General features: G+C 60.2%; 26 protein-coding genes and 2 pseudogenes. 26 read left to right on the plus strand and 2 right to left on the minus strand.

Annotated features, from left to right (window positions below):
* Window positions 1-3: 3 nt before the first annotated feature.
* Window positions 4-876 (minus strand): flagellar motor stator protein MotA, encoded by an 873-nt coding sequence (motA, locus tag J5286_RS03480; protein WP_018898423.1) that lies wholly within the window; start codon window positions 874-876, stop codon window positions 4-6.
* Window positions 877-1,150: 274 nt separating this feature from the next.
* On the opposite strand from motA, the gene flgF reads away from it, so the two are divergent.
* The 13 genes from flgF (at window position 1,151) to fliP (ending at window position 10,130) form a co-directional block, all read left to right on the plus strand.
* Window positions 1,151-1,885 carry a flagellar basal-body rod protein FlgF gene (gene flgF, locus J5286_RS03485; protein ID WP_209189161.1) on the plus strand — a complete coding sequence of 245 codons (735 nt, stop codon included), beginning with the start codon at window positions 1,151-1,153 and terminating at the stop codon, window positions 1,883-1,885.
* Between the two features lie 16 nt (window positions 1,886-1,901).
* Window positions 1,902-3,290 carry a flagellar protein export ATPase FliI gene (gene fliI / locus J5286_RS03490; protein WP_112942781.1) on the plus strand — a complete coding sequence of 463 codons (1,389 nt, stop codon included), beginning with the start codon at window positions 1,902-1,904 and terminating at the stop codon, window positions 3,288-3,290.
* A gap of 44 nt (window positions 3,291-3,334) precedes the next feature.
* Window positions 3,335-3,880, plus strand: a complete 546-nt coding sequence (locus J5286_RS03495; RefSeq protein WP_209189162.1) for a flagellar protein — start codon at window positions 3,335-3,337, stop codon at window positions 3,878-3,880.
* Window positions 3,881-4,047: 167 nt separating this feature from the next.
* Window positions 4,048-4,440: a flagellar basal body rod protein FlgB gene (gene flgB / locus J5286_RS03500; RefSeq protein ID WP_112942779.1), complete on the plus strand. Its 393-nt coding sequence runs from the start codon at window positions 4,048-4,050 to the stop codon at window positions 4,438-4,440.
* A 4-nt stretch (window positions 4,441-4,444) separates the two neighbouring features.
* Entirely contained in the window at window positions 4,445-4,861 is a 417-nt protein-coding gene (flgC, locus tag J5286_RS03505; RefSeq protein ID WP_209189163.1) for a flagellar basal body rod protein FlgC, read from the plus strand.
* Entirely contained in the window at window positions 4,861-5,187 is a 327-nt protein-coding gene (gene fliE / locus J5286_RS03510; protein WP_112942777.1) for a flagellar hook-basal body complex protein FliE, read from the plus strand. Before flgC ends, fliE begins: the two co-directional genes overlap by 1 nt.
* Window positions 5,188-5,207: 20 nt before the next feature.
* On the plus strand, window positions 5,208-5,996 hold the full coding sequence (gene flgG, locus J5286_RS03515; RefSeq protein WP_026282992.1) for a flagellar basal-body rod protein FlgG: 789 nt from the start codon (window positions 5,208-5,210) through the stop codon (window positions 5,994-5,996).
* A 17-nt stretch (window positions 5,997-6,013) separates the two neighbouring features.
* Window positions 6,014-6,499, plus strand: a complete 486-nt coding sequence (gene flgA / locus J5286_RS03520) for a flagellar basal body P-ring formation chaperone FlgA (RefSeq protein ID WP_209189164.1) — start codon at window positions 6,014-6,016, stop codon at window positions 6,497-6,499.
* Window positions 6,496-7,617, plus strand: a complete 1,122-nt coding sequence (locus tag J5286_RS03525; protein WP_209189165.1) for a flagellar basal body P-ring protein FlgI — start codon at window positions 6,496-6,498, stop codon at window positions 7,615-7,617. Before flgA ends, J5286_RS03525 begins: the two co-directional genes overlap by 4 nt.
* Complete coding sequence (locus tag J5286_RS03530; protein WP_209189166.1) at window positions 7,614-8,162, plus strand: MotE family protein; 549 nt, start codon at window positions 7,614-7,616, stop codon at window positions 8,160-8,162. The genes J5286_RS03525 and J5286_RS03530 overlap by 4 nt, the downstream gene beginning before the upstream one ends.
* Window positions 8,159-8,875 (plus strand): flagellar basal body L-ring protein FlgH, encoded by a 717-nt coding sequence (gene flgH, locus J5286_RS03535; RefSeq protein WP_047507417.1) that lies wholly within the window; start codon window positions 8,159-8,161, stop codon window positions 8,873-8,875. The genes J5286_RS03530 and flgH overlap by 4 nt, the downstream gene beginning before the upstream one ends.
* Before the next feature lie 11 nt (window positions 8,876-8,886).
* Window positions 8,887-9,396, plus strand: a complete 510-nt coding sequence (locus J5286_RS03540) for a flagellar basal body-associated FliL family protein (protein ID WP_209189167.1) — start codon at window positions 8,887-8,889, stop codon at window positions 9,394-9,396.
* On the plus strand, window positions 9,393-10,130 hold the full coding sequence (fliP, locus tag J5286_RS03545; RefSeq protein ID WP_047507422.1) for a flagellar type III secretion system pore protein FliP: 738 nt from the start codon (window positions 9,393-9,395) through the stop codon (window positions 10,128-10,130). The genes J5286_RS03540 and fliP overlap by 4 nt, the downstream gene beginning before the upstream one ends.
* A 90-nt stretch (window positions 10,131-10,220) precedes the next feature.
* Here the strand turns inward: fliP and J5286_RS03550 are convergent, their stop codons facing one another.
* Entirely contained in the window at window positions 10,221-12,128 is a 1,908-nt protein-coding gene (locus J5286_RS03550; protein ID WP_209189168.1) for an O-linked N-acetylglucosamine transferase, SPINDLY family protein, read from the minus strand.
* 380 nt (window positions 12,129-12,508) lie between these two features.
* On the opposite strand from J5286_RS03550, the gene J5286_RS03555 reads away from it, so the two are divergent.
* The 13 genes and pseudogenes from J5286_RS03555 (at window position 12,509) to flgK (ending at window position 26,286) form a co-directional block, all read left to right on the plus strand.
* On the plus strand, window positions 12,509-13,405 hold the full coding sequence (locus J5286_RS03555) for a flagellin N-terminal helical domain-containing protein (RefSeq protein ID WP_209189169.1): 897 nt from the start codon (window positions 12,509-12,511) through the stop codon (window positions 13,403-13,405).
* Window positions 13,406-13,684: 279 nt separating this feature from the next.
* Window positions 13,685-14,165, plus strand: a pseudogene (locus J5286_RS31695) (flagellin N-terminal helical domain-containing protein); the annotation flags it as partial.
* Between the two features lie 155 nt (window positions 14,166-14,320).
* Window positions 14,321-14,575, plus strand: a pseudogene (locus J5286_RS31700) (flagellin); the annotation flags it as partial.
* Window positions 14,576-14,833: 258 nt separating this feature from the next.
* Window positions 14,834-15,742, plus strand: coding sequence for a flagellin N-terminal helical domain-containing protein (locus J5286_RS03565; protein ID WP_209189171.1), 909 nt, complete (start codon window positions 14,834-14,836; stop codon window positions 15,740-15,742).
* Between the two features lie 290 nt (window positions 15,743-16,032).
* The gene (locus tag J5286_RS03570) at window positions 16,033-16,998 is read left to right on the plus strand and encodes a flagellin N-terminal helical domain-containing protein (protein ID WP_209189172.1); all 966 of its coding nucleotides are present in this window, start codon (window positions 16,033-16,035) and stop codon (window positions 16,996-16,998) included.
* Between the two features lie 167 nt (window positions 16,999-17,165).
* Window positions 17,166-17,801, plus strand: coding sequence for a hypothetical protein (locus J5286_RS03575; protein WP_209189173.1), 636 nt, complete (start codon window positions 17,166-17,168; stop codon window positions 17,799-17,801).
* Complete coding sequence (locus J5286_RS03580; RefSeq protein ID WP_209189174.1) at window positions 17,798-19,057, plus strand: MotB family protein; 1,260 nt, start codon at window positions 17,798-17,800, stop codon at window positions 19,055-19,057. The genes J5286_RS03575 and J5286_RS03580 overlap by 4 nt, the downstream gene beginning before the upstream one ends.
* Window positions 19,058-19,060: 3 nt before the next feature.
* On the plus strand, window positions 19,061-20,509 hold the full coding sequence (gene motC / locus J5286_RS03585; protein WP_209189175.1) for a chemotaxis protein MotC: 1,449 nt from the start codon (window positions 19,061-19,063) through the stop codon (window positions 20,507-20,509).
* A gap of 1 nt (window position 20,510) precedes the next feature.
* Window positions 20,511-21,932 carry a flagellar hook-length control protein FliK gene (gene fliK / locus J5286_RS03590; protein ID WP_209189176.1) on the plus strand — a complete coding sequence of 474 codons (1,422 nt, stop codon included), beginning with the start codon at window positions 20,511-20,513 and terminating at the stop codon, window positions 21,930-21,932.
* Window positions 21,853-22,437, plus strand: coding sequence for a lytic transglycosylase domain-containing protein (locus J5286_RS03595; RefSeq protein ID WP_047507442.1), 585 nt, complete (start codon window positions 21,853-21,855; stop codon window positions 22,435-22,437). Before fliK ends, J5286_RS03595 begins: the two co-directional genes overlap by 80 nt.
* Window positions 22,438-22,719: 282 nt before the next feature.
* The gene (gene rem / locus J5286_RS03600; RefSeq protein WP_018898445.1) at window positions 22,720-23,391 is read left to right on the plus strand and encodes a transcriptional activator Rem; all 672 of its coding nucleotides are present in this window, start codon (window positions 22,720-22,722) and stop codon (window positions 23,389-23,391) included.
* A 128-nt stretch (window positions 23,392-23,519) separates the two neighbouring features.
* Complete coding sequence (locus J5286_RS03605) at window positions 23,520-24,806, plus strand: flagellar hook protein FlgE (RefSeq protein WP_209189177.1); 1,287 nt, start codon at window positions 23,520-23,522, stop codon at window positions 24,804-24,806.
* Between the two features lie 19 nt (window positions 24,807-24,825).
* Window positions 24,826-26,286 carry a flagellar hook-associated protein FlgK gene (gene flgK / locus J5286_RS03610; RefSeq protein WP_209189178.1) on the plus strand — a complete coding sequence of 487 codons (1,461 nt, stop codon included), beginning with the start codon at window positions 24,826-24,828 and terminating at the stop codon, window positions 26,284-26,286.
* Window positions 26,287-26,290 lie beyond the last annotated feature (4 nt).

Raw genomic sequence — 26,290 nt, forward strand, 5'->3', positions numbered from 1 at the left:
CGTTTAGGCTGCCTTGTTCTCACCACCGGGGTTCATCATTTCCTGCTCGACGGCGTCGATCGAGGGACGTTCGTAAGCCGAGATCGTCTTGCGGCCGTATTCGAGAGCGACCTGAGGAACCGAGCCGTTCATGTAGGCAAGCAGCGTCTGCTTGACGATGACGTAGAGGCGGTGCTGCTTGGAGCGCACGATCTTGATCTGCGAGGTGATCGGCGAGCATACGCAGTAGGAAAGCAGAATGCCGAGGAAGGTGCCGACGAGCGCCGAGCCGATCAGGTGACCGAGAACTTCAGGCGAATCGTTGATGTGCGCCATGGCCTTGATGACGCCGAGAACGGCCGCGACGATACCGATTGCCGGGAAGGCGTCGCCCATCGTCTGGATGGCGTGGTAGGGCTTCATCTTGTCGTGAAGGATCGTGTTGATCTCTTCGTCCATCAGCGCTTCGATCTCGTGGCTGCGTGCGTTGCCGATGATGATCAGGCGAACGTAGTCACAGATGAACGCGGTGATTTCCTTGTTCTTCAGGATGGTCGGCGCGGACTGGAAGATCGAGGATTCAGCCGGATTGTCGATGTGAGCTTCGATCTCGTTGCGCGACTTCGTGCGCAGGTCGCGCATCAGCGAATAGAGAACACCGAGCGTATCGAGATAGTTGCGCTCCTTCGGAACCGAATGCTTGAAGGCTTCCCCAAGCGCCTTGCCCGAGTCTTTCACGACCTTCATCGGGTTGGCCATGATGAAGCTGCCGATGCCGGCGCCGCCGATGATGACGAGCTCGAAGGGCTGCCAGAGCGCGTCGATGTGACCGCCCATGGCCATGAAGCTGCCGACGATACAGCCGCAGACAATCACAAATCCGATAATGATATTCATCGCCAGTCCAAACCTGATCGTTATTTTCAACCGAAGGGATAGGAGGGCTGGCTTGCGTGAGGCTGATCCTTGCCTTGACGATTAAGCTTTCCGGCAAGCTTTTTACCAAGCATTCCAGATGCCAGCTTCGCGCAAGGATTTGGTGACAATCTACAGGTGACGAATGGGCCACCATGCCCATGTCTGAGATGCCGCCTCAGCGGGATCGGGGTCGAACACACTGCAAACGCCCTGGTTTCGTAACGTTCATCGCCAATGCCAGGAGCCTACCCCGATGCAATCCGGTCTTTATGTTTCGCTGTCGTCGCAGATGGCACTTATGCGTCGCCTCGACACGATCGCGGACAACCTGGCGAACGTGAACACGACCGGCTTCCGCGGCACCGAGGTCAAATTCAATCAGCTGATTGGCGAGACCGATAACAAGCTCAACGCGAAGATCGCATACGTCTCGCAGGGCAACGATTATTTGTCCGCCGACAATGGTGAAATGAACCACACCGGCAACATGCTCGATTTCGCGATCAAGGGCGATGCCTGGTTCTCGCTCGACACGCCGGCCGGCCGGGTCCTAACCAAGGATGGCCGCTTCACGCTGACCGATAACGGTGAGCTGGTCTCCGTGCGCGGATATCCGGTGCTCGACACCGGCGGCGGGCCGATCATGCTCGACAGAACCGCTGGCGAGCCGAAGGTTGGCGCCGACGGCATGATCTACCAGAACAACCGGCAGGTCGCCTCGCTGGGCCTTTTCGAGGCTGACATCTCCAAGGGTTATCTCCGCTACGAAAACAGCGGCATCATGACTACCCAGACGCCGACCGCCGTCACCGACCGCTTCAATGTCGGCGTCCAGCAGGGTTATCTCGAAAATTCGAATGTCAACGCGATGCGCGAAATCACCCAGCTGATCGAGGTCAACCGTGCCTTCGAAAGCATGACCTCGCTCACCAAGGACAGCGAATCCTCCTTCGGCGAAGCCATCAAGACGCTGGGCGGTAGCCGCTAAGCGGAAGGTTTGATCCATGGGCAATGAACAGCTGACCGAGGCGGCGCTTTCCAAGAAGCTCACCCATCTCGAAGCGCTCTCCGCACGCTACGCCAATCCCGATTTCATGATCGCGCCCGGCGGGCATGTACAGACGATCGCCACCGGTCACTACACGGTCACGGGCCTGTCGCGCCATCTCCGCCTCGGAGAATTCGTCGCCCACAAGTCGTCAACGGGCGTGCATCTCGGCGAAGTCGTTCGCGTCGAGCCTGATCTTGCCTATGTCTGCCCCATCGAGCCGGGCGAGCCGATCGGCATCCATGACACAGTCATCCGCAAGGGTGCCTTCCGCATCGCGCCATCGGACAGCTGGTGCGGCCGCACCATCAGCTCGCTCTGCGAGCCGATCGATGGCAAGGGACCCGTTGTCGAGGGACTGAAGCGCCGGTCAATCTCCAACACCGCACCGCCCTCGATGACGCGCCAGCGTGTCGAGAAGGGCTTCAAGACCGGCGTGCGCGCGATCGACATCTTCTCTCCGCTCTGCTTGGGCCAGCGCCTCGGCATCTTCGCCGGCTCGGGCGTCGGCAAGTCGACCCTTCTGTCGATGCTTGCGCGCGCTGACGCCTTCGACAAGGTCGTGATCGCGCTCGTTGGCGAACGTGGCCGCGAAGTGCGCGAGTTCATCGAGGATACGCTCGGCGCCGACATGCAGAAATCCGTCGTGGTCGTGGCGACCAGCGACGAGAGCCCGATGCTGCGCAAGATGGCACCGCTGACCGCAATCACCATCGCCGAGCATTTCCGCGACCAGGGCGACAACGTGCTCCTGATCGTCGACAGCGTCACGCGTTTCGCCCACGCCATCCGCGAAGTCGCGACCGCCTCCGGCGAGCCACCGATCGCGCGCGGCTATCCGGCATCCGTCTTCACCGAACTGCCGCGCCTTCTCGAGCGCGCCGGCCCCGGCCCCGAGGGCACCGGCACCATCACCGCGATCATTTCGATCCTCGTCGATGGTGACAATCACAACGACCCGATCGCCGACTCCACGCGCGGCATTCTCGACGGCCACCTCGTGCTCCAGCGCAGCCTCGCCGATGAGGGCCGCTATCCGCCGATCGATCCGCTCGCCTCGATCTCGCGTCTGGCCAGAAAGGCCTGGACGCCGGATCAGGAGAAGCTCGTCTCGCGCCTCAAGGCGCTCGTTCATCGTTACGAGGAAACCCGCGACCTTCGCCTGATTGGCGGTTACCGACAGGGCGCCGATCCGGATCTCGATATGGCGGTAAAGCAGGTGCCCGTGATTTACGACGTATTGAAGCAATCGCCCGGCGATCAGCCATCCCCGGATTCCTTTGCCGATTTGGCGGGAGCCCTGAAGGCGGCGGCCGGCATCGGCAACCAGCCGGTACGCAGATAACCGAACTAGAAGATAGCCGACGCTTGAAGATAGAAAGACCACACGTGACCGATTTCGACGATGACGAAAAGATTCCGCCGCTGAAGCCGCAGGGCCGTCGCAGGTCGACGTTCAACGATCGCGTGCTCACGATAACCGGCCTGCTGCTCGCCGGCGCGTCCGCGATCTTTCCGTGGTACGTGTTCTTCAACGAGAACAAGTTCGGCCTCAATGTCGCCGAGGGCGACCGCACGCGCGACCTGCCGAACTGGCCGGCGCGCAATGTCTTCAGCGTTTCACCGCTGGCGATGGCCAACAAGAATCCGCCGGAAGTAAAGCCGGAGGTCCCTGTCGATCCGCTGACGACGGCAACGGTCTCCTCCATCGGCAAGGAAGACAACAAGGGCGCGCCCGCCGAAGATCAGCCGTTCCCCGGCAAGTCGGCCTTCCGCCTACTGCACGTCGCCAATGGCCGCGCGCTGATCGAGGACACATCGGGCATGTATGTCGTTCGCGTGGGCTCGATCCTGCCGGATGAAAGCCGCCTCGCCACGCTGGAACAGCGCGACGGCAAGTGGGTGATCATCACGTCCAAAGGCGAAGTCTACTGACGTAACCCAGGTCGGGAACACATGAGGTCTTGAGGCTCCTCCGCACCGCGGGGGAGCCTTTTTCGTATCTCTCCATCCAGCTCGCCCTTATGAAGCAAGAACGCATTCTCCGTAAGTCTGACGCAAGATTACCGACCTAGGTTCACGGCAGTAAAAAGGAGAGTTCCATGCAACCGATTCAACTGTTCGACTTGGCCTCGCGGCAGGCGGAATGGCTGACGATTCGTCAGGAAGTCGTTGCCGGCAACATCGCGAACGCGAACACGCCTAAGTATCGCGCCAAGGACATCACGCCTTTCCAGGCCGTTCTCGACCATTCGGACGTGGCGATGGCGCGGACCAATGCCGCGCATCTGAGCGGCAACGATCTCAGCACCAAGAACGACATCGACGTCAAGGATGCCGCTCTCGACGAAGAGATGGGCGTACAGGAATCGGGCAACACGGTTGGTCTCGCCGAGGAGCTCTCCAAGGCTGGCGAAATCAAGCGCCAATATGAGCTGAACACCTCGCTCGTCGGATCTTTCAACCGCTTGATGCTTATGACAGTGAAGAGCTAAGAACATGGATCCTTTGTCAGCCGCTTCCAAAATCGCAGCCTCCGGCCTTGAGGCGCAGTCGACGCGTCTTCGCATCGTCTCGGAAAACATCGCAAACTCGCGCTCCACGGGGGATACTCCAGGCGCCGATCCTTATCGTCGCAAGACCATAACTTTCGGCGAAGCCATGGACCGCGCATCGGGCGTGACGACGGTCAACGTCAAGAAGCTGGGCGTCGATGAATCGAAGTTCAGCACCGAATTCGATCCCAACAATCCTGCTGCGGACGCCCAGGGTGTGGTCAAGCTTCCGAACGTCAACATGCTGGTCGAGATGGCCGACATGCGCGAAGCCAACCGCTCCTACGACGCCAACCTGCAGGTCATCAAGCAGACCCGCGATCTCGTTTCATCGACAATCGACCTTCTGAAGAGCCAATAATGATTAACAGCATAAACAGCCTCAGCTCCCTGTCGGTAACGCGCGATCTGAGCGGCGTCGATCTCGGCAAATCTCAGGCTTCGTCGTCCGCCCAGAGCGCCACCAACGACGCCAGCTTCGCTTCCGTCCTCGGCAATGCGGCCACCAGTGCCGTCAATTCGATCAAGGGCGCTGAAAACATGTCGTTCGAAGCCATCAAGGGTACCGCCACGACGCGTGAAGTCGTTGATGCCGTGATGCAGGCGCAGCAGACCCTTCAGACCGCGATTGCCATTCGAGACAAGGTCGTTTCGGCCTTCCTCGAAGTAACCAAGATGCAGATGTAGTTGATTTTAAGGATTGAGCCATGAGAGCGCTTGCCATTGCAGCAACGGGCATGGATGCCCAGCAGACCAATCTTGAGGTCATCGCGAACAACATCGCGAACATCAACACCACAGGCTTCAAGCGCGCCCGCGCCGAGTTTACGGATCTGCTCTACCAGACCGAACGTGCGCAGGGCGTCTCAAACCGCGCCAACCAGGCGATCGTGCCCGAGGGCGCGAACATCGGTCTCGGTGTCCAGACATCTGCTGTCCGCAACCTGCACATCCAGGGCGAACTTGCCCAGACCGGCAACGACCTCGACGTGGCCCTGATCGGCCGTGGCTTCTTCCAGATCCAGGCGCCCGACGGCACGACACTTTACACCCGCGCCGGCGCGTTCAACAAGAACGAAACCGGCCAGATCGTGACCGTCGACGGCTACACCGTCGCGCCGAACATCACCATTCCCGTCGGTTCGACGCAGCTTACCATCAGCCGCTCCGGCGAAGTCACCGCGGTGCTGCCGGGCCAGACAGCGCCCACGACTCTCGGGCAGCTGCAGATCGCCGACTTTGTCAACGAAGCAGGTTTGAAGCCACTCGGCGACAACCTCTTCCAGGAAACGCCGGCCTCCGGCCAGCCCGTCGTCGGCACGCCTGACGATCCGGGCTACGGCTATCTCAAGCAGAGCTACCTGGAATCGTCCAACGTCGACCCGGTGAAGGAAATCACCGAGCTGATCTCGGCACAGCGCGCTTACGAAATGAACTCCAAAGTCATCACCACCGCCGACGAAATGGCCTCCATCGTCAGCAAGAACCTGAAGTAACAGGGAAGGGCCGAAACATGACGTTTTGCCGGGGAAAACATCTTCGTGGATGGGCGAAAGCCGCATTCGTTGCGGCCATGACCCTTGCGTCGCCAGCGGCTTTTGCCGCCACCGATTTGGGTTACGCGGTCATTCCGACCACCATCATCTATCCCGGCGAAACGATCTCCAGCGCCCAGCTGCAGGAAGTCGAGGTCACCAACCCAAACCTGCAGGGCGATTACGCCAAGACCATCGGCCAGGTGGACGGCATGATCTCCAAGCGCACTCTGCTTCCTGGTCAGTCGATCTCCATCTCGGCGCTGCGCGAACCCTTTACGGTGACGCGCGGCTCCCAGACCCGCCTGATCTTCACGGTCGGCCCGATGGCGATCTCGGCCGCCGGCTCCCCGCTTGAAGACGGCATGACCGGCCAGATGATCCGCGTCCGCAACATGGATTCGGGCGTCATCGTCAGCGGCACCGTGCTCGCGAACGGCACCATACATGTGGCTGCAAAATGAAGATCCTGCTTCGTCTTTTCATAGCACTCGCAATGCTCGCGCCGAACGTCCTGGCGGTCACGCCGGCGTCGGCGATGAGCTCGCGCATCAAGGATATTGCCTCGCTGCAGGCAGGCCGTGACAACCAGCTGATCGGCTACGGCCTGATCGTCGGTCTCCAGGGGACCGGCGACGGCTTCCGTGCATCGCCGTTCACCGAACAGTCGATGCGCGCGATGCTGCAGAACCTCGGCATCTCCACGCAGGGCGGCCAGTCCAACGCCAAGAACACCGCGGCCGTTATGGTCACCGCCAACCTGCCGCCCTTCGCAAGCCCCGGCAGCCGGCTCGACGTCAACGTCAGCTCGTTGGGTGATGCCACGTCGCTACGGGGCGGAACGCTGATCATGACCTCGCTTTCGGGTGCCGATGGCCAGATTTACGCCGTCGCCCAGGGCTCGGTGGTCGTCTCCGGCTTCACGGCGCAGGGCCAGGCTGCAACGGTTACCGAAGGTGTGACGACGGCCGGTCGCGTCCCGAGCGGCGCCATCATCGAGCGCGAGCTTCCATCGCGCTTCAAGGATTCGGTCAATCTCGTCCTACAGCTGCGCAATCCGGATTTCTCGACCGCCGTGCGCATCGCCGACGTCGTCAATGGTTACGCCCGCGCGCGTTTCGGCGGCCCGGTTGCCGAGCCGAAGGACGCGCAGGAAGTGATCGTCCAGAAGCCGCGCGAAGCGGATCTGACACGCCTGATGGCGGATATCGAAAATCTCGCTGTCGAGACCGATACGCCGGCCAAGGTCGTGATCAACGAGCGGACGGGCACGATCGTCATCGGCGCCGACGTCCGCGTCTCACCGGTCGCCGTCAGCTATGGCACGCTGACCGTGCAGGTCACCGAGACGCCGCAGGTCATCCAGCCCGAGCCTTTCTCGCGTGGTGTCACCGCCGTCCAGCCGCAGACGGATATTCAGGCCCAGCAGACGGGTGGCAATGTGGCTCTGCTCGACGGACCTGACCTGAAGACCCTGGTCGCCGGCCTCAACAACATCGGCGTCAAGCCGGATGGCATCATCGCCATTCTGCAGGGCATCAAATCGGCCGGTGCGCTGCAAGCGGAGCTAGTCCTGCAATGACGAAGATCTCTTTCGCGAACATGACGGTTTCGGAACTGGCGAAACGCCTGGTCCTGCCCACGGCTGCCGTCGTCATGCTGACCATTCCCGGCGCCTTCGCGCAGGAAGCGCGCACCTCGGCAGGCGGCGAGCTTACCTCCGAGGAAGAAATCAAGCAGTTCTGCAGCAACATCGCCGAGCCGGCGCGTGACCAGCGCTATCTTTTGCAGAAGCAGGAACTCGACAAGCTCCGGGCAGACGTCGATAGCCGCATGGCCGAAATGACGAAGCGCCGCGACGAGTATCAGGACTGGCTGAAGCGTCGTAACGACTTCCTGAAGCAGGCCGAGGCCGGGCTGACCGATATCTACAAGAAGATGAAGCCGGACGCCGCGGCGCTGCAGCTTCAGGAAGTGAAGGTCGAAGTGGCGGCCGCCGTGATCATGCGGTTGAACGCCACGCAGTCGAGCCTGATCCTGAATGAGATGGATCCGCAGAAGGCTGCGGTCATCGCCAACATCATCGCCAGCGCGTCCGATCCCAATACGTCGAAGGACCCCTCATGAACAAGCGTTTCCCGGTCGCGATTGCCGCTGTAGCCATTCTGGCCGGCTGCCAATCCCCGCAGGCGATCAACGAGATCGGCCGTGCGCCTGCCATGAGCCCGATCGGCAGCGGTCTTGCCTATGGCCAGACCCAGCAGATGTCGATGTATCCGAAGCAGCCGCGCCAGGTCGCCCAGGGCTACTCGCTCTGGAGTGATTCCAAGGCCGCTCTGTTCAAGGATGCTCGCGCGCTCAACGTCGGCGATATCCTGACGGTCAACATCTCGATCAACGACAAGGGCTCGTTCGAAAACAACAGCAAGCGCAGTCGCGAGAACAGCAGTGGGCTGAACTGGGACGCGCAGGCCAACATCCTCGGCTGGAATCCGTCGTCGAAAACCGACGTCACCTATGGCTCCGACACGAGCACGGATGGCAAGGGCAAGATCGAGCGCACCGACAAGCTGAACCTGATGGTCGCGGCCGTCGTCACCGGCATCCTCGAAAACGGCAACCTTGTCGTCAGCGGCTCGCAGGAAGTGCGCCTGAACCAGGAACTGCGCATCTTGAACGTCGCCGGTATCGTGCGTCCGCAGGACGTGACCGCCGACAACGAAATCTCCTACGACAGGATCGCCGAAGCGCGCATCTCCTATGGTGGCCGCGGCCGCCTGATGGAAGTGCAGCAGCCCCCGCGCGGCCAGCAGGCCGTCGATATCCTCTCGCCACTCTAAGGTCCGGCACAATGGCAGATGCAGAAGGCACCGAGGGCCAGCCGAAGAAGAAGTCGGCGATGATGATGACAATCATCGGCCTCGCCGTCCTGACCCTCCTTGGCGGTGGCGGTGGTTGGGTTGTCGGCGGCATGATCGCACCCAGTGTGAAATCCGCGCAGCAGGCCGAACAGCCTGCGGCTGCGGCCGAACCGGCGAAGGCCGGCGAGACCGGGCTCCAGAAGATCTCGACGGAAGCCAACAACGTTGTCCAGCTCGAGCCGATCACCTCGAACCTTGCCTATCCCTCCGAGAACTGGGTGCGCCTCGAAGTGGCGCTGCTGTTCTCCGGCACGCCGGACGTGAAGCTCGCCGAGGATATCCACCAGGATATCATGGCCTATATCCGGACGGTTTCGCTGCAGCAGATCGAGGGCCCGCGCGGCTTCGAATATCTTAGGGATGACATCCAGGAGCGTGTTGACCTTCGGGCGCAGGGACGCGTATCGAAAGTCATGTTCAGGACCTTCGTCATCGAATGATTCGATTCCTAGTGATCTTGGCTGCCATGATGGCGGTCCCGGAGCTGGCGCATGCGCAGCAGCTCCCGTCGAACCTGCTCAACCTGCCGGTGGACGGTTCGGTTGCGGCATGGATCATCCGCACTTTCGGTCTTTTGACGGTTCTGTCGGTCGCGCCCGGCATCCTGATCATGGTGACGAGCTTTCCGCGCTTCGTCATTGCTTTCTCCATTCTGCGCACCGGCCTCGGCCTCGCCTCCACCCCCTCGAACATGATCCTCTTGTCGCTGTCGCTGTTCATGACCTTCTACGTCATGCAGCCGACCTTCGATCAGGCATGGCGAGATGGCGTTCAGCCGCTCCTGTCGAACCAGATCAATGAGCAGCAGGCGGTCGAGCGGATCGCCGAGCCCTTCCGCACCTTCATGACCCGCAACACGCGCGACAAGGATTTGGCGCTCTTCGTCGATCTCGCCCGTGAGCGCGGCCAGACTGTCGATACGGGCGCCACGATCGACTACCGCGTGCTCGTTCCCGCCTTCATGATCTCGGAAATCCGGCGCGGCTTCGAAATCGGCTTTCTGGTCGTCCTTCCCTTCCTCGTCATCGACCTGATCGTCGCGACCATCACCATGGCCATGGGCATGATGATGCTGCCGCCGACATCGATCTCTCTGCCGTTCAAGATCCTGTTCTTCGTCCTGATCGACGGCTGGAACCTGCTGGTCGGCAGCCTGGTCCGATCTTTCAACTGACGCGCGGCACGGACAACACTTTCCAATCTTTCAAAACAAAAGGCCGGCGATCAGATCGCCGGCCTTTTGTTTTGGTGTCTGCTACTCAGGTCAGAACGGTGTGGTTCTGGCGGGCAGGGAGGGCACGTCGAGATGGTCGGGCGCCAGCCCCTCTTTCGCGCGTGCGACGGTCATCTCGTAGGCTGTCTCGAGGTGCCGGGAGAAGCGCTCGGCGTCGAACAGCGGCTTGATCCTCTTGTTATCGTCGATCGTCTGCTTGAACTCGGCGATCCGCTCAGGGTTCTCGTAGAGCGCGACAGCCATGTCTTCGTAGCCCTGCGCATCGTCGGCCACCAGTTCTGGAAGCCCGATCGCGTTCAGCAGGCTCTCTGTTACGCGCGAGGCGAAATTGGTGCCCTTCAGCGTGAGAACCGGCAAGCCACCCCAGAGCTGCTCCGACGTCGTGGTATGGCCGTTATACGGCCAGGTATCGAGCGCCAAATCCGCCACCTGCTGCCTGTCGATGTGGGCCTGGTAATCCGCATGGCCGCAGAAGACGAGACGCTTGGCATTGATCCCGCGGTTCTTGAAATACTCGCGAAGATTGGATTCCGTCTGCTTCGAGACGGCCATCATCCAAAGCACGCTGTCTGGCGCGCGGCGAAGTATATTGCACCAGACGTCGACCGTTTCCGGTGTGATCTTACGGCTGGCGTTGAACGAGGCGAAAACGAACTTGTCGTAAGGCAGGCCGAACTGGGCGCGATCCACGAAGCCGGGCGTCGGCCGGCGGATGGGGTCGTTCGGCTGATAGGTGTCCGGCAACCGGATGAACTTTTCGTGATAATGCGGGCTCGATGAATCGGGCAGCACGAACCGGTCGCCGATGATGTAGTCGACATCCGTATTCCCCAAGCTTCCCGGATAACCAAGCCAGGAAATCTGGACCGGAGCCGGGCCGTGATTGAGAACCTGATAGCGTGTCTCGTAAGTCGGGCCCTTGAGATCGACGAGAATGTCGATCTGGTCGGCTCGCATCTGCTCGGCGACGGCTTCGTCCGACAGGTCGCCCACTTCGACAACGCGGCCCCAAAGGCTTCGGTCGAACGTGTTGTGTTCCAGGTTCGACGCGCGCGAGTGACAGTAAAGCGTTACCTCGAAACGTTCCCTGTCGTGCAGTTCCAGCACCCGGCCCATGAGCTTCATGGTCGCGTGCTGTTCGAAGAGGTCGTTCGAGAGATAGCCGACACGGATCTTGTTCGCCCACGTACGCGGCCTCGTACGTCGCGCGTTGGTCTGTTCGGCCGTCACAGCCTTGTTGATGCTTGACGTCAGGCGGTTGAGCGCCTCGTCGCCACACCATTGGAGATTATAGAATTCACTTTCGTTATGCAGGATCGCCGTCTGGCCGCTTGCGATCCTTTCATCGATGATCTGCTTGTGAAGCTTGATGCTGGTCAGGTCGCAAACGTGTCTGGCGAACATGAGATACAGGAAGCGCAGCGGCACCAGCTTTGGGAATCGTTTGAAAAGGTTGCGGATCAGCAGCGCCTGAGCTTCGTCGTTAGGATCGCTCTTGAGAAGCCTGATCGCAAGCAATGTATGGTCGCTGTTGCTACTTTCAGCGAGAACCTTGGCAAACGGGCTAAGCAGCTCCTCTTGCCCGCGCTCCTTGTAGATGGAGGCCAGTGCGAAGGCCAGTTCTGCGTCCAGGCTTTGGTTTAGCATGTATCGGAGGCCTAGCCTGATGGCCTCGTCGTGGTTGCCGACCTCGAAATACAGCAAGGCTGCCTTTCGGGAAAACTCCGATCCGCCTTGTCCCGCCTTGTCGCCGGCAACCGCAAAGGCCATGGCCGCGTCGGCTTTCATTCCGAGCTGCAGGAGCGTGCGCGCCAACAACGCGTATGTCTTCGCATCCTGCTGTGTTTCGAGCAACGCGTTCAGCGTCTCCAGCGACTTGGTATAGCGCCCACTCTGATAGTCTTTTGATGCTGCGGAAAACGAAACCACACGATTCACGTTCAAACCTCGTTCAGTTCTTTACGCGGCAAACATCGGATTCCGCTGGCCGGTTGGCCACGGACCCAATGAGGCCATTATGATCGAGAATGACATACGAACCTTGCCTGAGGCAGGAAGCACCGAGCGTCGCAGCTGAGTCCGAAGATGACGTTAAGCTGTTTAAGTTACACTTTAACGACTGGTTAACCATCTGTATTTGTTTGGGAAATGGCGTAGTGCCATTAATTAGTCCTCAAGGTTTTGCTGCGAAATTCATCCTCGACATGACGGGTTTGGTCCCAATGCAGAATGACCAAGTGGCATGAAGCCGAACCGTCATTGCCGGTACATAAGTCCGGTAATGTCCTCCATTGGTATTGAATTTCGGGGACGGATCCATGACAAGCATTAACACCAACAACTCCGCAATGGCAGCTCTTCAGACGCTGCGTAACGTCAACAGCAACCTTTCGTCCACGCAGAGCGCTGTGTCGTCCGGTCTCCGCGTTGGCAAGGCTTCCGACAACGCCGCCTACTGGTCGATCGCAACGACCATGAAGTCCGACAACAGCGCTCTCTCTGCCGTTTCGGACGCACTCGGCATGGGCGCCGCCAAGGTCGACACGGCTTACACTGCCGTTCAGAGCTCGATCGACGTTGTATCCGAAATCAAGGCCAAGCTCGTTGCTGCGACTGAAGACGGTGTCGACAAGGGCAAGATCAACGACGAAATCACGCAGCTGCAGAAGCAGCTGACGAGCATTGCCTCGTCGGCTTCCTTCAACGGTGAAAACTGGGTTTCTTCCACCTCGGGCTCTGGCAAGACCATGTCGGTTGTCTCCTCCTTCATCCGCGATTCAAGCGGTGGCGTCAGCGTCAGCACTTCGGGCTACACGTCGACGGCGACGGATATGTTGTTCACCGGCACTGCCGCAGATGGCATTCTCGACCGCACGACCGGCACTTCCGGCAAGGCGATCTCCACCTTCACCATCGGCAGCACCACGTCCAAGGGTGACATCGACAAGCTGATCACGGACACCGAATCCGCGCTTAAGGACATGACCTCGCTCGGCTCCAAGCTCGGTTCGCTGCAGAAGGGCATCGACCTTCAGTCGGACTTCGTGTCCAAGCTTTCGGACTCGATCGACTCTGGCGTTGGTCGCCTTGTCGATGCCGACATGGAAGAAGAGTCCAGCAAGCTTTCGGCGCTCCAGACCCAGCAGCAGCTGGCGATCCAGTCGCTGTCGATCGCGAACTCCTCTTCGCAGAACATCCTGTCGCTCTTCCGCTAATAGCGGCAAACGCAAGATATCGAAATCCGGTGCGGTCGGGCATTCCCCGACCGCATTTTTTATGGCTACACGACGCGTCGCGCTAAGTGTCCGTTATTTCTTAAATTTCTTCCCGACGGGTTTAGTCTTTCTTAACCATGTTGCGGTCTTATGGGCTCATCGAAACGGTGAGTTGATCAGCAAGAAGCGCGGTCAACAGGCATGACGCTGTCCGCCGTTTCCGGTAAGAATCCGGAATGTCCCTTCGTATGAAAATTGCCGAAAAAGGGGCTTTTTAAAATGACCAGCATTCTCACGAACAATTCCGCAATGGCAGCGCTGCAGACGCTCCGTAGCGTCAACAGCAACCTCTCGGACACTCAGAGCGCTGTGTCGTCTGGTCTTCGCGTCGGCAAGGCTGCTGACAATGCCGCCTATTGGTCGATCGCAACGACCATGAAGTCCGACAACGGCGCTCTCTCCGCCGTTTCCGACGCTCTCGGCATGGGCGCCGCCAAGGTCGATACGGCCTACACCGCCGTTCAGAGCTCGATCGACGTCGTATCCGAGATCAAGGCCAAGCTCGTTGCTGCGACTGAAGACGGCGTCGACAAAGCTAAGATCAATGACGAAATCAAGCAGCTGCAGAAGCAGTTGGAAAGCATTTCGGCATCGGCTTCGTTTAACGGCGAAAACTGGGTATCGGCAGCGACCGTTACCAACACCATGTCTGTTGTCTCGTCCTTCATTCGTGCGACGAACGGCGTCAGCGTCAGCACTTCCGGCTATGTCTCGACGGCTGCCGATCTCCTGTTCACGGACGATGATGCAGGCATCCTCGACAAGCCCGGCTCGAACGACGCTGGTGAATCCATCTCGAACTTCAACATCGACAGCACGATGACCAAGGGCGCCATCGACAAGCTGATCACCGACGCTGAAGGCGCGCTGAAGGACATGACGTCGCTCGGTTCCAAGCTCGGCTCGCTGCAGAAGGGTATCGATCTCCAGACGGACTTCGTCTCCAAGCTCTCGGACTCGATCGACTCCGGCGTTGGCCGCCTCGTCGACGCCGACATGGAAGAAGAGTCCAGCAAGCTTTCGGCACTCCAGACTCAGCAGCAGCTCGCTGTTCAGTCGCTGTCGATCGCCAACTCCTCTTCGCAGAACATCCTTTCGCTGTTCCGCTAAGATCGCCGGCGCCAGGCGCCAGCATTGGAATACACCGCCGCTTCGGCGGGTGGTTTTCGAAAGTCGCGCTCTCCGGAGCGCGGCTTTTTTATTGGCGTTAACTTTTTGTTAACCAAACTCATGTCTTGTGGCCATCATTAAACGGTATGTTAACCAAGCTTAAGAAGCGGTTAGCAGGCATGAGGCTGATGAACCGTTCCCGGCGGCAGACCGGGATGTCCCTTCTTTCAAAGTTTGCCAACAAGGGGCGCTCTTTTCATGTCAAGCATTTTGACCAACGTCGCGGCGATGTCCGCACTTCAGACACTCCGTGGCATCAACACAAATCTCGAGACGACACAGGGCAATGTGTCTTCCGGATATCGCGTCGCCGAAGCCAAGGACAACGCTGCCTACTGGTCGATCGCGACCACGATGCGTTCGGACAACAAGGCTCTTTCAGCCGTCTCCGACGCGCTCGGCCTGGGTGCCGCGAAGGTCGACACCGCCTATGCCGCCATGGACAACGCCATCAACATCGTCAGCGAAATCAAGGCCAAGGTCGTCGCGGCAACCGAGAACGGTGTCGATAAGACCAAGATCCAGGACGAGATCGGGCAACTCCAGCAGCAGCTGTTGAGCGTAGCGCAGTCCGCATCCTTCTCCGGCGAGAACTGGGTGGCCGGCAACGGCACGAAGAGCGTTGTTTCGTCCTTTGTTCGCGGCGCGAACGGCGAGGTTTCTGTTCAGACGACTGATTATAATCTGGACGACAGCGCCAGCGGAAACGTCCTGTTCGGAATGCAGGCGACCGGCGAAATCGACACCACGACCGGCGTCATTGGCTCGGAATACGGCACTTACGGCTCGATCTTCAACATGAACATCTCCAATCTGAGCGTGGAAGATCTGAATGCGACGCTTAGCAACGTCGAAACCGGGCTCAGTGCTCTGACAAAGGCCGCGTCGCAGCTGGGCTCGATATCGACCCGCATCGATCTCCAAGATAGCTTCGTCTCCAATCTCAGCGACTCGATCGATTCAGGTGTCGGCCGTCTCGTCGATGCCGATATGGAAGAGGAATCGAGCAGGTTGACCGCGCTTCAGACCCAGCAGCAGCTGGCGATCCAGTCGCTGTCGATCGCCAATTCCAGCGCCCAGAACGTCCTCACCCTGTTCCAGAACTAAGCTGGTTCACCGGCGTCGCGAACGCCGCGAGGACAATCGCCAAAGCTATGAAAGCCGTCTCGCCAGACACGGCTTTCTCTTTGTTTTTGAAAAGAGAATCAAGGTTGCGCGAGGCTTGCGAGACCGTTTGTCGGCTACTTGCGCTGGCTGTAGGCCTTGGTTAACTTCTCTTCAGAATTGATTTGTTTAGCGACGAGCCGATCGAAAAAAAAACCGGTTGGCGGCATGATGCCACGTCTGTCGCTGCCGGCGGTCCGGTCTATCCTCTCCTCTACCATAGAGCTCCCAAAATGACCTATCGAATCACCAGCTCCGCACAGGTAAACGCTCTCGCCGCATTGCGCATCATCAACAAGGAAGCAGCGACGACCCAGCAGCAGGTATCATCGGGTATGCGCGTGGAAACGGCAGCGGATGACGCGACCTATTGGTCCTTTGCCAGCGTCCTGCGCTCCGACGGCAGCTCCATGAGCAACATTCACGATGCGCTCGGCGTCGGCGCCTCGAAGGTCGATACCGCCTATACCGCGATGGACAGTCTTATTGATCAGCTGAGCAGCATCCGCTCGACGCTTGTCAGCGCCAAGGAAGATGGTGTCGACAAGGAGAAGCTTAACACCACGCTGGAGCAGCTCAAGGTACAGATGCAGACGACGGTTCAGTCGACGAGCATCGCCGGCGAAAACTGGCTGCTCAACCAGGATCCGACCCTGACCACCTCGCGTTCGGTGATCGGCGGCTTTACGCGCGCACCGAGCGGCGAGTACCAGCCGCAGAACATCACCTTCCCGGCCGACCAGACCGTCATGATCGACACCAACAACGCCAATCGTGGCCTGCTGACCAAGACCGTCGATGCCAGCAGCTTGAACAACACCGGTTCGACCGCCCCGCGCAACTACTATCTTCTGAGTGCTGGATCGGTCACCGGCGCCGATGGCGACGAGATCAAGCTCGGCAGCAACACCACGACAGAGCAGGTCAATGACATGATGGCTGTTGTCGATAATCTTCTCTCGACTTTGACCACGACCGCGGCCGGCCTCGGCACCATGAGCGCCCGCATCAACGACCGCATCGACTACACCGCCAACATGGCCGATATCATCGAGAAGAATGTCGGTGCGCTCGTCGATACGGATATGGATGAAGCCTCCGTGCGCCAGAAGGCGCTGGAGACCCAGCAGAAGATGGGCGTGCAGGCCGTCTCCATCCTTAATACGGTTGCCAGCAAGGTCCTCGTTCTGCTGCAGTAATCGCGGGCCGCTGTCGAGCGCTGCGTGGCGGCGCCCTTCATCTTCGCACAAGTTTGGCCTCCTAGGGTGAGGGACAACGGGCGTGGTGAAAAACCGCGCGAAAGATTTGTTTGGTGCAATGTGAGGCGCGGCATGTCGCAGGCTTCTGCTGATACGAGGTGGGTTGAGTGAGCGCGCTGCTGTCTCGTCTGAAGGACTTCGGCGAACCCGCCGTCGTCGCTCCCCCCGCCGCGGTTGATACGCCGTTTGCCGACGATTTCGGCGGTTTCGACGACATCGCACCCGAGCCCGTGGTGGATATCGAGGCGGAACGCCGCGACGCAAACGCCATGGGCGAGGCCAAGGCGACCGCCGAACTCACCGAGAAATTCGAGGCCGAGGCGCAGACCGTGGCCCTCGTTCACCAGCGCGAGATTGAAGAGCTTCGCAACAAGTACGAGACCGAGATCGCCGAGCTTGTCGCTTCGCGGATCAAGGCGATCTCCACCGAGGTCGCGGATCTCGTCAGCGCAACGGTCGCCCGCACGCTGGCGCCCGTCCTAACCGAAGCGCTGGCCGAAAAGGCCGCCGTCGAACTGGCCGCGCAGCTTCGCGATGCGGTTCTTGAGGGCGAGACCGGCACGATCACGGTCAAGGGTCCGGAAGCGCTTTTCAACATCTTGAAGAACGAACTTGGCGAGAAGGCAGATCTGCTGCGCCACCACGAGAACGACGATATCGACCTGATCGCCGAGTTTGATGACTCGGTACTCGTAACCCGCATGTCTGCCTGGGCGGCGAGCGTCAAGAAAGTCCTGGAATGAGCGACAGCGAAAATCACCATCACGGCAAGAACGAGGTCATCATCATCAAGCGACATGGTGGTGGCGATCACGATGGCGCCCATGGTGGCGCCTGGAAAATCGCCTATGCCGACTTCATGACTGCGCTGATGGCGTTCTTCCTCGTCATGTGGCTGGTCAATGCCGCCAACGAGGAGACCAAGGCCTCCGTCGCCACCTATTTCAACCCGATCAAGCTCTCGGACGAAAAGCCAACCGAGAAGGGCTTGAAGAAGCCGGTCGATCAGGCGGATGGGCAGGAGAAGGCCGACAAGTCGAAGGAAAAAGAGGACCAGCCGAACCAGGGCGCGTCCGCTGCCAGCGGCGAGGATGAAACCTCGACTTCAGGCGACCAGAAGAACTATTCCGAAGCGGACTTCTTCGAGAACCCCTATTCGGTTCTGGCTGAAATCGCCCAGGAAGTAGGCCAGCAGGCAAACGTCAGCGCCAAGGGCGAGGGCGGTGCCGCTGATTCCGGCCCCGCGACCGGCGCCGATGGCGGTGAAGCCTATCGCGATCCTTTCGATCCCGATTTCTGGACGAAGCAGATCGAGGTGACGCGCGCCGACAAGACGCAGCCGGACGATCCCGCCAAGCAGGCGATCGAGCTCGCCAAGGCCGAAGACGCGAAGGCTGAGCAGGCCGAGGCCAAGCCGGCTGACGCCGAGAAGCCGGAAGCGGCGGACAAGGCCACCGACAAGACGAAGGACAAGACCGCGGACAAGGATGGCATCGCGCCTGACACGCAGACCGCTGAGCAAAAGGCTGTCGAGCAGCAGCAGGAAGCCAAGGATCTCCAGCAGCAGATCGCCCAGCAGATCGGCGGTATCGCCGGCAAGCTGGCCGAAGGCCTGACGGTGACGCCTGCCGAAGGTGGCCTATTGGTCAGCATTTCCGACCAGAGCGACGATTCCATGTTCAACGTCGGCTCCGCCGTGCCGCGCCGGGAAATGGTGCTTGCGATGCAGAAGATCGGCGAGGTGCTGAAGGAGAAGAATGGTGTCGTTGCCATTCGCGGACATACCGACGGCCGTCAGTACAAGGGCGAGAACGAGAACTGGCGCCTTTCGATGGATCGTGCCCAGGCCGCCTATTACATGATGGTGCGCGGCGGGCTCGATGAGAAGCGCGTCTCCCAGGTCTCCGGCTTCGCTGATCGCAAGCTCAAGGATGCTGCAGATCCGTATGACGCCTCCAACCGCCGTATCGAAATTCTTCTCCAGGCCGATCAGGGATAATCCATGAAGCGCCGGCAGCACAGGCATCTCCTGCCCCTCGCTTTCAGCCTTGCGCTGACGGCGACTGGCGTCGTGCGCGCGGAAGACGCCGCGCCGCCCGCCGCCCATGCCGAGACGCCGGCCACCGGACATGGCGAGACGTCGGCAGGGCATGGCGAGACGCCTGCACCTGCCGCAGCGGAAGCCCCTGCTGCCGCGCATGGCGCTGCAACATCCACGGCCGAGGCGCTGCCTGTTACGCCGCAGGACGATGGCGGCGACACCGTACCCTACAAGATGCTGCGCTCCCTGCAGTTCGTGCAGGATTCCGTCGTGCTTGGAGACCATTCCGCCAGTGAGATGCAGCGCTTCATGCTCGGCACCATCGACAAGCGCCTGCGCGCTGTCGATCCCGCGGTGTTCGATGACGATCGCAACGTCGATGCCGCATTGATCTACGCCATGAGCGGCGGCAATCCGCAGACGCTCGAGTATCTGGTGGCGCGCGATGTCAATGGCTACTTCGACAACCGCGTGACCGACATCCTGCGCAAGTATCTGAGCGGCAAGGGCCTCCTCGTCGCCAAGACACTGGTGGACATGGCGCAGGAGTACAAGGACAAGAAGATCGGCCCCTATCTAGCGCTCGTCGGCGGCAATGTCACGATTGCCAAGAGCCCGGAAGAGGCGCTGAAGCTTTACGATCTTGCGCGTCTCAATGCGCCCGGTACCATCATCGAGGAAGCCGCCCTGCGTCGCTCGGTCGCGATCTGCGTCGATAAGGGGATGGTGGATCAGGGGATGGAATATTCCCAGCGCTATATCCGTCGCTTCCTCCATTCGCCCTATGCCAGCCAGTTCGCCGATCTCTTCGTGAAGCTGCTTGTCGATCACGATCATGATGTGAAGCCGGATGACGTCATCGGCATCCTGTCCTTCATGGATGACGCGCGTCAGCGGGAAATCTACCTGCGAATCGCGCGCGCCGCCGCGATCGCGGGCAAGGGCGAACTCGCCCGCATGGCCGCCGGCCGCGCGCAGGCATTGTCGGGTGATAACAACAACGCCTTCGGCGCACTGGCCGATTTCTACGGCGGCATGGCCGCGATCCCGACGGACAAGATCGATACCGCCGCTCGCGATATTTCGACGATCGCCGACAAGGCGCTTTCGCCGCGCGACCAGATACTGCGGGCTGCCGCGCGCTCAGTGGCTGAGCAGGTGCTCCGACAACCAGACGCTGCAAGCCTGACGCAAGGCTCTGCTAATACACCAGATGGTCAAGAAGCCAGTTCTGAACAGACGGCCGGGGGAGGATCGGCCGGAGAGGGGGCGGTTTTCGACGCCGCACCGGCGGCCGGATCGCAGTCAGCTGATCTACAGAACACCGACCCCGCATTCAGCTCATTTGTGACCTCAAGCCGCTCTCAGCTGGATGAGATCGACGGCCTTTTGAACAAAGAAAGCAATTGACATGATGGATATCAGCGTTCCGGCCGGAGCCGCAGATGCCGCCGCCGGCGCCAAGGCCAGCCGGCCCGCCGGCAAGGGTTCGGATACGGACGGCAGCGGCGGTTTCTCGGACGTCCTGAACAAAGCCAACGCCAATTCCGATCGCAACCAGGGCGCCAAGGCCGATGGCCAGCAGCCGTCGGGCACTGCCGATGGCGGCAATGGCGCCGTTGGCTCGGCGCCGCACCGGCAGAACCCGAAGGCTGTGATCGATCTCGGCAACTCGGCCGCACTGGCGCAGGCGGAAGCCGATGCGACGGCGGCCAATGCCGGCAAGGACGTTCAAAAGACGGGCCGGGTCGATATCAAGTCGCTGCGCAAGCAGATTGACGATACAAAGGTCGATGGTGCGGCCGAAGACGTTGCCGACAAGATCGCCGCGCCGACATCCAAGGACGACAAGACAGGCAAACCGGTCAAGACCGAGGCCAAGCCCGGAGCGGCCGACGACAGTGCTGTCTCTGACGTCCTGAGCATGCTCGGAAACGCGCCTGTCGATAGCGCATCGGTCGCCGCTGCGGCATTGTTCGGACAGAAGGCGCAGGATACCGCGCCCACTGACGCCAAGGACAAGTCTTCCGGCAAGCAGAAGACCAAGGGTGACGCCGTCGCTGATGTTGCCAGCGCCTTGACCTCGGCCACCGACGCCGCGTCCGACGTGGATATGCCTGGCGCGACCCCGGCCGGTGATACGGTTGGTCAGACCTTCCGGCTGACGCGTGCAGACAGCCGTGGCACGTCCATGGACATGCATCTCGGCATCGAGAAGGATGCGGCCGACGTTGGCGGAAAGGCGAACGTCGAGACGGTCACGATCCTCGATTCCCGCCGCTATATCGGCCTGGCGCAGAATACGAACTCCGCGGCCGTGACGGCGGCGATCGCCGGCGACAAGGAATGGGCGCATGCCATGCAGGCGTCGTCGTCCCTGTCGAACGCTGCTGAGCTCAGCAGCACCGGCAAGGTCGTCAACACGCTCAAGATCCAGATGAATCCCATCGATCTCGGCCTCGTCACCGCGACGCTGCGGCTGCAGGGCGATACGCTGAATGTCGACCTCAAGGTCGAGACAGCAGCCGCCTACCGGCAGCTGAGAGAAGACCACACGAAGATGCTGGAGTCTCTGCGCAGCCAGGGCTACGCCATTGACGGCGTGAGCGTCAGCATGGCGCCCGTGGCCAACACCGATACCAGCAGCCAGACGAACGCCCAGAGCGGCTCGCAGCAGGGCTCTGCCCAGGGGCAGGGCGGCGAGGCGCGTGAGCGTCAGAAACAAACGGGGCAGCGCAGTGCAGGGGGCTTCAATGTTACAGGTGAGAGCGACGCTACGAGCGCTTCTTCTGGCTCCTCTGGCAGCGGCGGCACTGGCGACGTATACCTCTGACGCGCGGGCGTCCGATGGCGCCTGCGAGCAGGAGATCCAGTCGGCCGCGCTGAAGTACGGTATCCCCGAGGGCATCCTTTACTCCGTCGGATTGACGGAAACGGGCCGCAAGGGCTCGCTCTATCCCTATGCCTTGAACATAGAGGGCAAGCCCTTCTTTCCGCCCTCGGAACGCGATGCGCTGAGGCAGGTGGATACGGCTCACAGGTCGGGCGCGAAGCTGATCGACGTGGGCTGCATGCAGATCAACCAGTTCTACCACGGGGAGAATTTTCGCTCCTTGGAGGAGATGTTCGACCCCCGCACGAACGTGGAATACGCCGCACGGTTCCTGAAGAACTTGCACGATCGCCACGAGACCTGGACCATGGCGGTGGCCCGCTACCACGCCGGCCCCAATAATGACCCCGCGCAGAAGCAATATGTCTGCCGCGTCATCGCCAATCTGGTCGCCACGGGCTATGGGAAATGGACTCCCAATGCGAGCAATTTCTGCCGCGGCTAACTCGCCCAAAGATAGCGAAAAAAGAACAAACCGGAAATGTGTCATAATATGGCAAGAATTCGGGCCAATGTGGCAAGGCAAGTCACAATTTAGGACATGTTAACTTTTCCACGAAACTTTTGTGTGCATAATTTTGCCTACCCACTAAATGTAGAGCAAATCGGGGGGCAATTCTTAATCAACTATTAATTTCCGCCCATGAGTTCCTACAGCTTGTCCCAGAATCGTGCGATTCGTACCCATAGGTCATCGATGTGCCACAAGTGATTCGGAGGCGGACGAATGATCGTAGTGGTTGATGAGCGTGAGCTCGTGAAGGATGGCTACACTTCCCTTTTTGGTCGAGAAGGTATTCCTTCGACCGGTTTTGATCCAAACGAGTTTGGAGAGTGGGTGCAGACGGCTGCCGATTCGGATATCGCGGCGGTCGAGGCGTTTCTGATTGGCCAGGGCCAGCAGACGTTCGAGCTGCCGCGCGCTATTCGCGATCGGTCGATGGCGCCAGTCATCGCGGTCAGCGACCAGCCCTCGCTCGAAAACACCCTTGCACTTTTTGATTGCGGCGTTGACGACGTTGTTCGCAAGCCGGTTCACCCGCGCGAAATCCTTGCACGCGCAGCGGCCATCCGCCGCCGCCTCAAGGCGATTTCCACCCACACGGACATCGGCGCCATCCGCGTCTTCTCCGACGGTCGCGATCCCGAGATCCACGGCGAAGTCTTCGCACTGCCGCGCCGCGAGCGCCGCATCCTCGAATACTTGATTGCCAACCGCGGTCGTCGCGTCACCAAGACCCAGATCTTCAATGCCATCTACGGAATTTTCGACGAGGAAGTCGAAGAGAACGTCGTTGAAAGCCACATTTCCAAGCTTCGCAAAAAGCTCCGCAAGAAGCTCGGCGTCGACCCCGTCGATTCCAAGCGCTTCCTCGGCTACTGCATTGATTGGGAATAGTTTTTTGGCGTCCTCGGTGGGCGCGGCGGTCTAGGCTTCGATCTTTCTCCGATCACGCAATTGCCAGACAGCTTCACGCAAGGCCCACCGGATACTCTCAAGCCTACTAAGGGAATCGAGGTTTTCAGATGAGCATTTTCGGCAGCATGAAGACGGCTGTGTCCGGCATGAACGCACAGGCGAACCGCCTCAGCACCGTGGCCGACAACATCGCCAACGTAAACACGACAGGCTACAAGTCGGTATCGACCGCCTTTTCGTCGCTTGTCCTGCCTTCGAGCTCGGGCAACTATAACTCTGGTGGCGTACAGACCTCGGTTCGCCAGTCTGTCTCCGCGCAGGGCGATATCTCCTACACGACCTCGGGCTACGACCTCGCCATCTCAGGCGACGGCTTCTTCATCGTTCAGAGCCCGGATGGCGTTCCGGTCCTGACCCGCGCCGGCGATTTCACCAAGGACGATGAGGGCAACCTCGTCAACTCCGCCGGCTTCAAGTTGATGGGCTATTCCTACGATTCGGGCGCGCCTGCTGTCGTCGTTAACGGCTTCTCCGGCCTGGTCCCGGTCAACGTCGCCCAGTCAGGGCTGACGGCGATCGCCTCGACCGCCGGCACCTTCTCCGGCAACCTCAATTCTGGCGCCGAAATCGCGACCGGTAACCTGCCGAGCAGCAACACCGCTCCGGTGACAACGGACACAAAGCAGATCTCGATGGTCGGCTATGACAAGCTCGGCAACACCGTCCAGTACGATTTCTACTTCACGAAGACCGACGCTACCGTGCCACCGCCTGCAACGGGCGCAGCCAGCACCTGGGAAGTCTCGGTTTACCGCCACGCCGACGCGACGGTCGGTAGCACGACGTCCTTCCCCTATTCGACGGACGCCGTCGGCGGCGGTACGATGGAATTCGACGCCGAGGGCAACCTTGTTTCCGGCAACTCGCTTCTGATCGACGATCCGGTAACGACGGGCCAGATCCAGATGGATCTTTCCGGCTTCACGCAGCTTGCTTCCGATTTCTCCGGCAAGGGCACGCCGAACGGTCAGGCCGCGAGCCCGGTCGACAGCGTATCGATCGGCAAGGACGGCACGGTTTCGGCGAAGTATGCCGACGGCACGTCGAAGGCGCTCTACCGCATTCCGCTGGCAACCGTGGCAAGCCCCGACAACATGACGCTCATGAGCGGTAACGTATACAGCGCCAACGGCACCTCGGGCGTTACGGTCACCGGCTTCCCGCAGACCAACGGCTTCGGCTCCATCCAGTCGGGTGCGATCGAAAGCTCGAACGTCGACCTCGCCGGCGAACTGACGGAAATGATCGAATCGCAGCGCAGCTACACTGCCAATTCCAAGGTGTTCCAGACGGGGTCCGACATCATGGACGTCCTCGTCAACCTCAAAAGATAAGTAGGGTAACGGGTTAGCTATGTCGCTTACGTCCGCACTGAATACCGCGCAGAGCATATTCAACAATACCGGCACGCAGAGCAGTGTCGTATCGAACAATATCTCGAACTCCAGCAACAGCGATTACGTTCGCCGTCAGGCGATGGTCACGACTTCGCTGAATGGTGCGCAGGTTGTGAAGATCAGCAGGGCGCAAGAAGATGCCCTGATGCGGCAGTGGCTGAAGGCAAGCGCAGGCGATAGCGCTCAGCAGACCTTGCTGAGCGGCCTCACCGACCTGAAGTCGGTGCTCGGCGGCAACGACTATGAAACGTCGCCGGCCACCTATCTCTCGACCTTCCAGCAGAAGCTTCAGGCTTTCCGCACGTCGCCGAGCAGCGCGATTGCCGCGCAGAGCGCGGTCACCGCCGCGCAGGATGTCACCAACTCGTTGAACGACGCGACCAAGTCGGTCCAGCTTATCCGCCAGAACGCGGACAAGGAGATCGCGACCCAGGTCGATACGCTGAACACGCTGTTGGCGCAGTTCAAGACCGCCAACGACGCCGTCAAGGGCGCGACCGCCAGCGGCGGCAACCCGGCCGACGCACTTGATGAGCGTGACAAGCTGCTGAAGCAGATTTCCTCGATCGTCGGCGTCAAGACCGCCGATCGCGCCAATGGCGACATGGCGCTCTACACCAATGACGGAACGGTTGTCTTCGACACCATTCCGCGCACGGTCACTTTCGTTTCCCAGGACACCTATACGACGGGCACGAAAGGCAACGGCGTCTATATCGACGGCGTGGCGCTCACAAGCGGGCAGGGGTCGACCACCACTGCTCAGGGCAGCCTTCAGTCCCTGCTGCAGATCCGCGACGACGTCGCTCCGACCTTCCAGTCGCAACTCGACGAGATTGCAAAGTCGCTGGTGACGATGTTCTCCGAAACCGATGGCACGACGACCGAGCCGGGTCTCTTCGTTTGGAAGACCTCGACCGGCCTCGACGGCGATACGCCGACGACCCCGGATGTCATCAACGGCATCGCAGGTACGATTACGGTAAACACAGCGGTAATCACCAGTCAGGGTGGCGATCCGATGAAGCTGCGCGACGGCTCCATCACAGGATTGACCAACCTCAACACGGAAGGCGCGAGCGGTTTCTCCGATAACCTCGACGACCTGTACACCGCGCTGGGTTCGGCGCAGACGTTCTCATCGGATGCCGGCATCTCCTCGAATGTCAGCGTCATCAGCTACGCGCAGAACTCGGTTGGCTGGCTCGAACAGTTGCGAAGCGACGCCACGACGGCATCGGAAAATACAACCGCTGCCCTCTCTCGCTCAACCGAAGCGTACTCAAATGAGACAGGCGTCAACCTTGACGAGGAACTGACACTGCTGCTTGATATTGAGCAGTCTTACAAGGCGGCCACGAAGATATTGAACGCCGTCAACGAGATGTACCAGTCGCTGCTGGACATTGCGAGGTAAGCCC

The organism is Rhizobium sp. 16-488-2b (genome assembly GCF_017741815.1).
Taxonomy (GTDB): domain Bacteria; phylum Pseudomonadota; class Alphaproteobacteria; order Rhizobiales; family Rhizobiaceae; genus Rhizobium.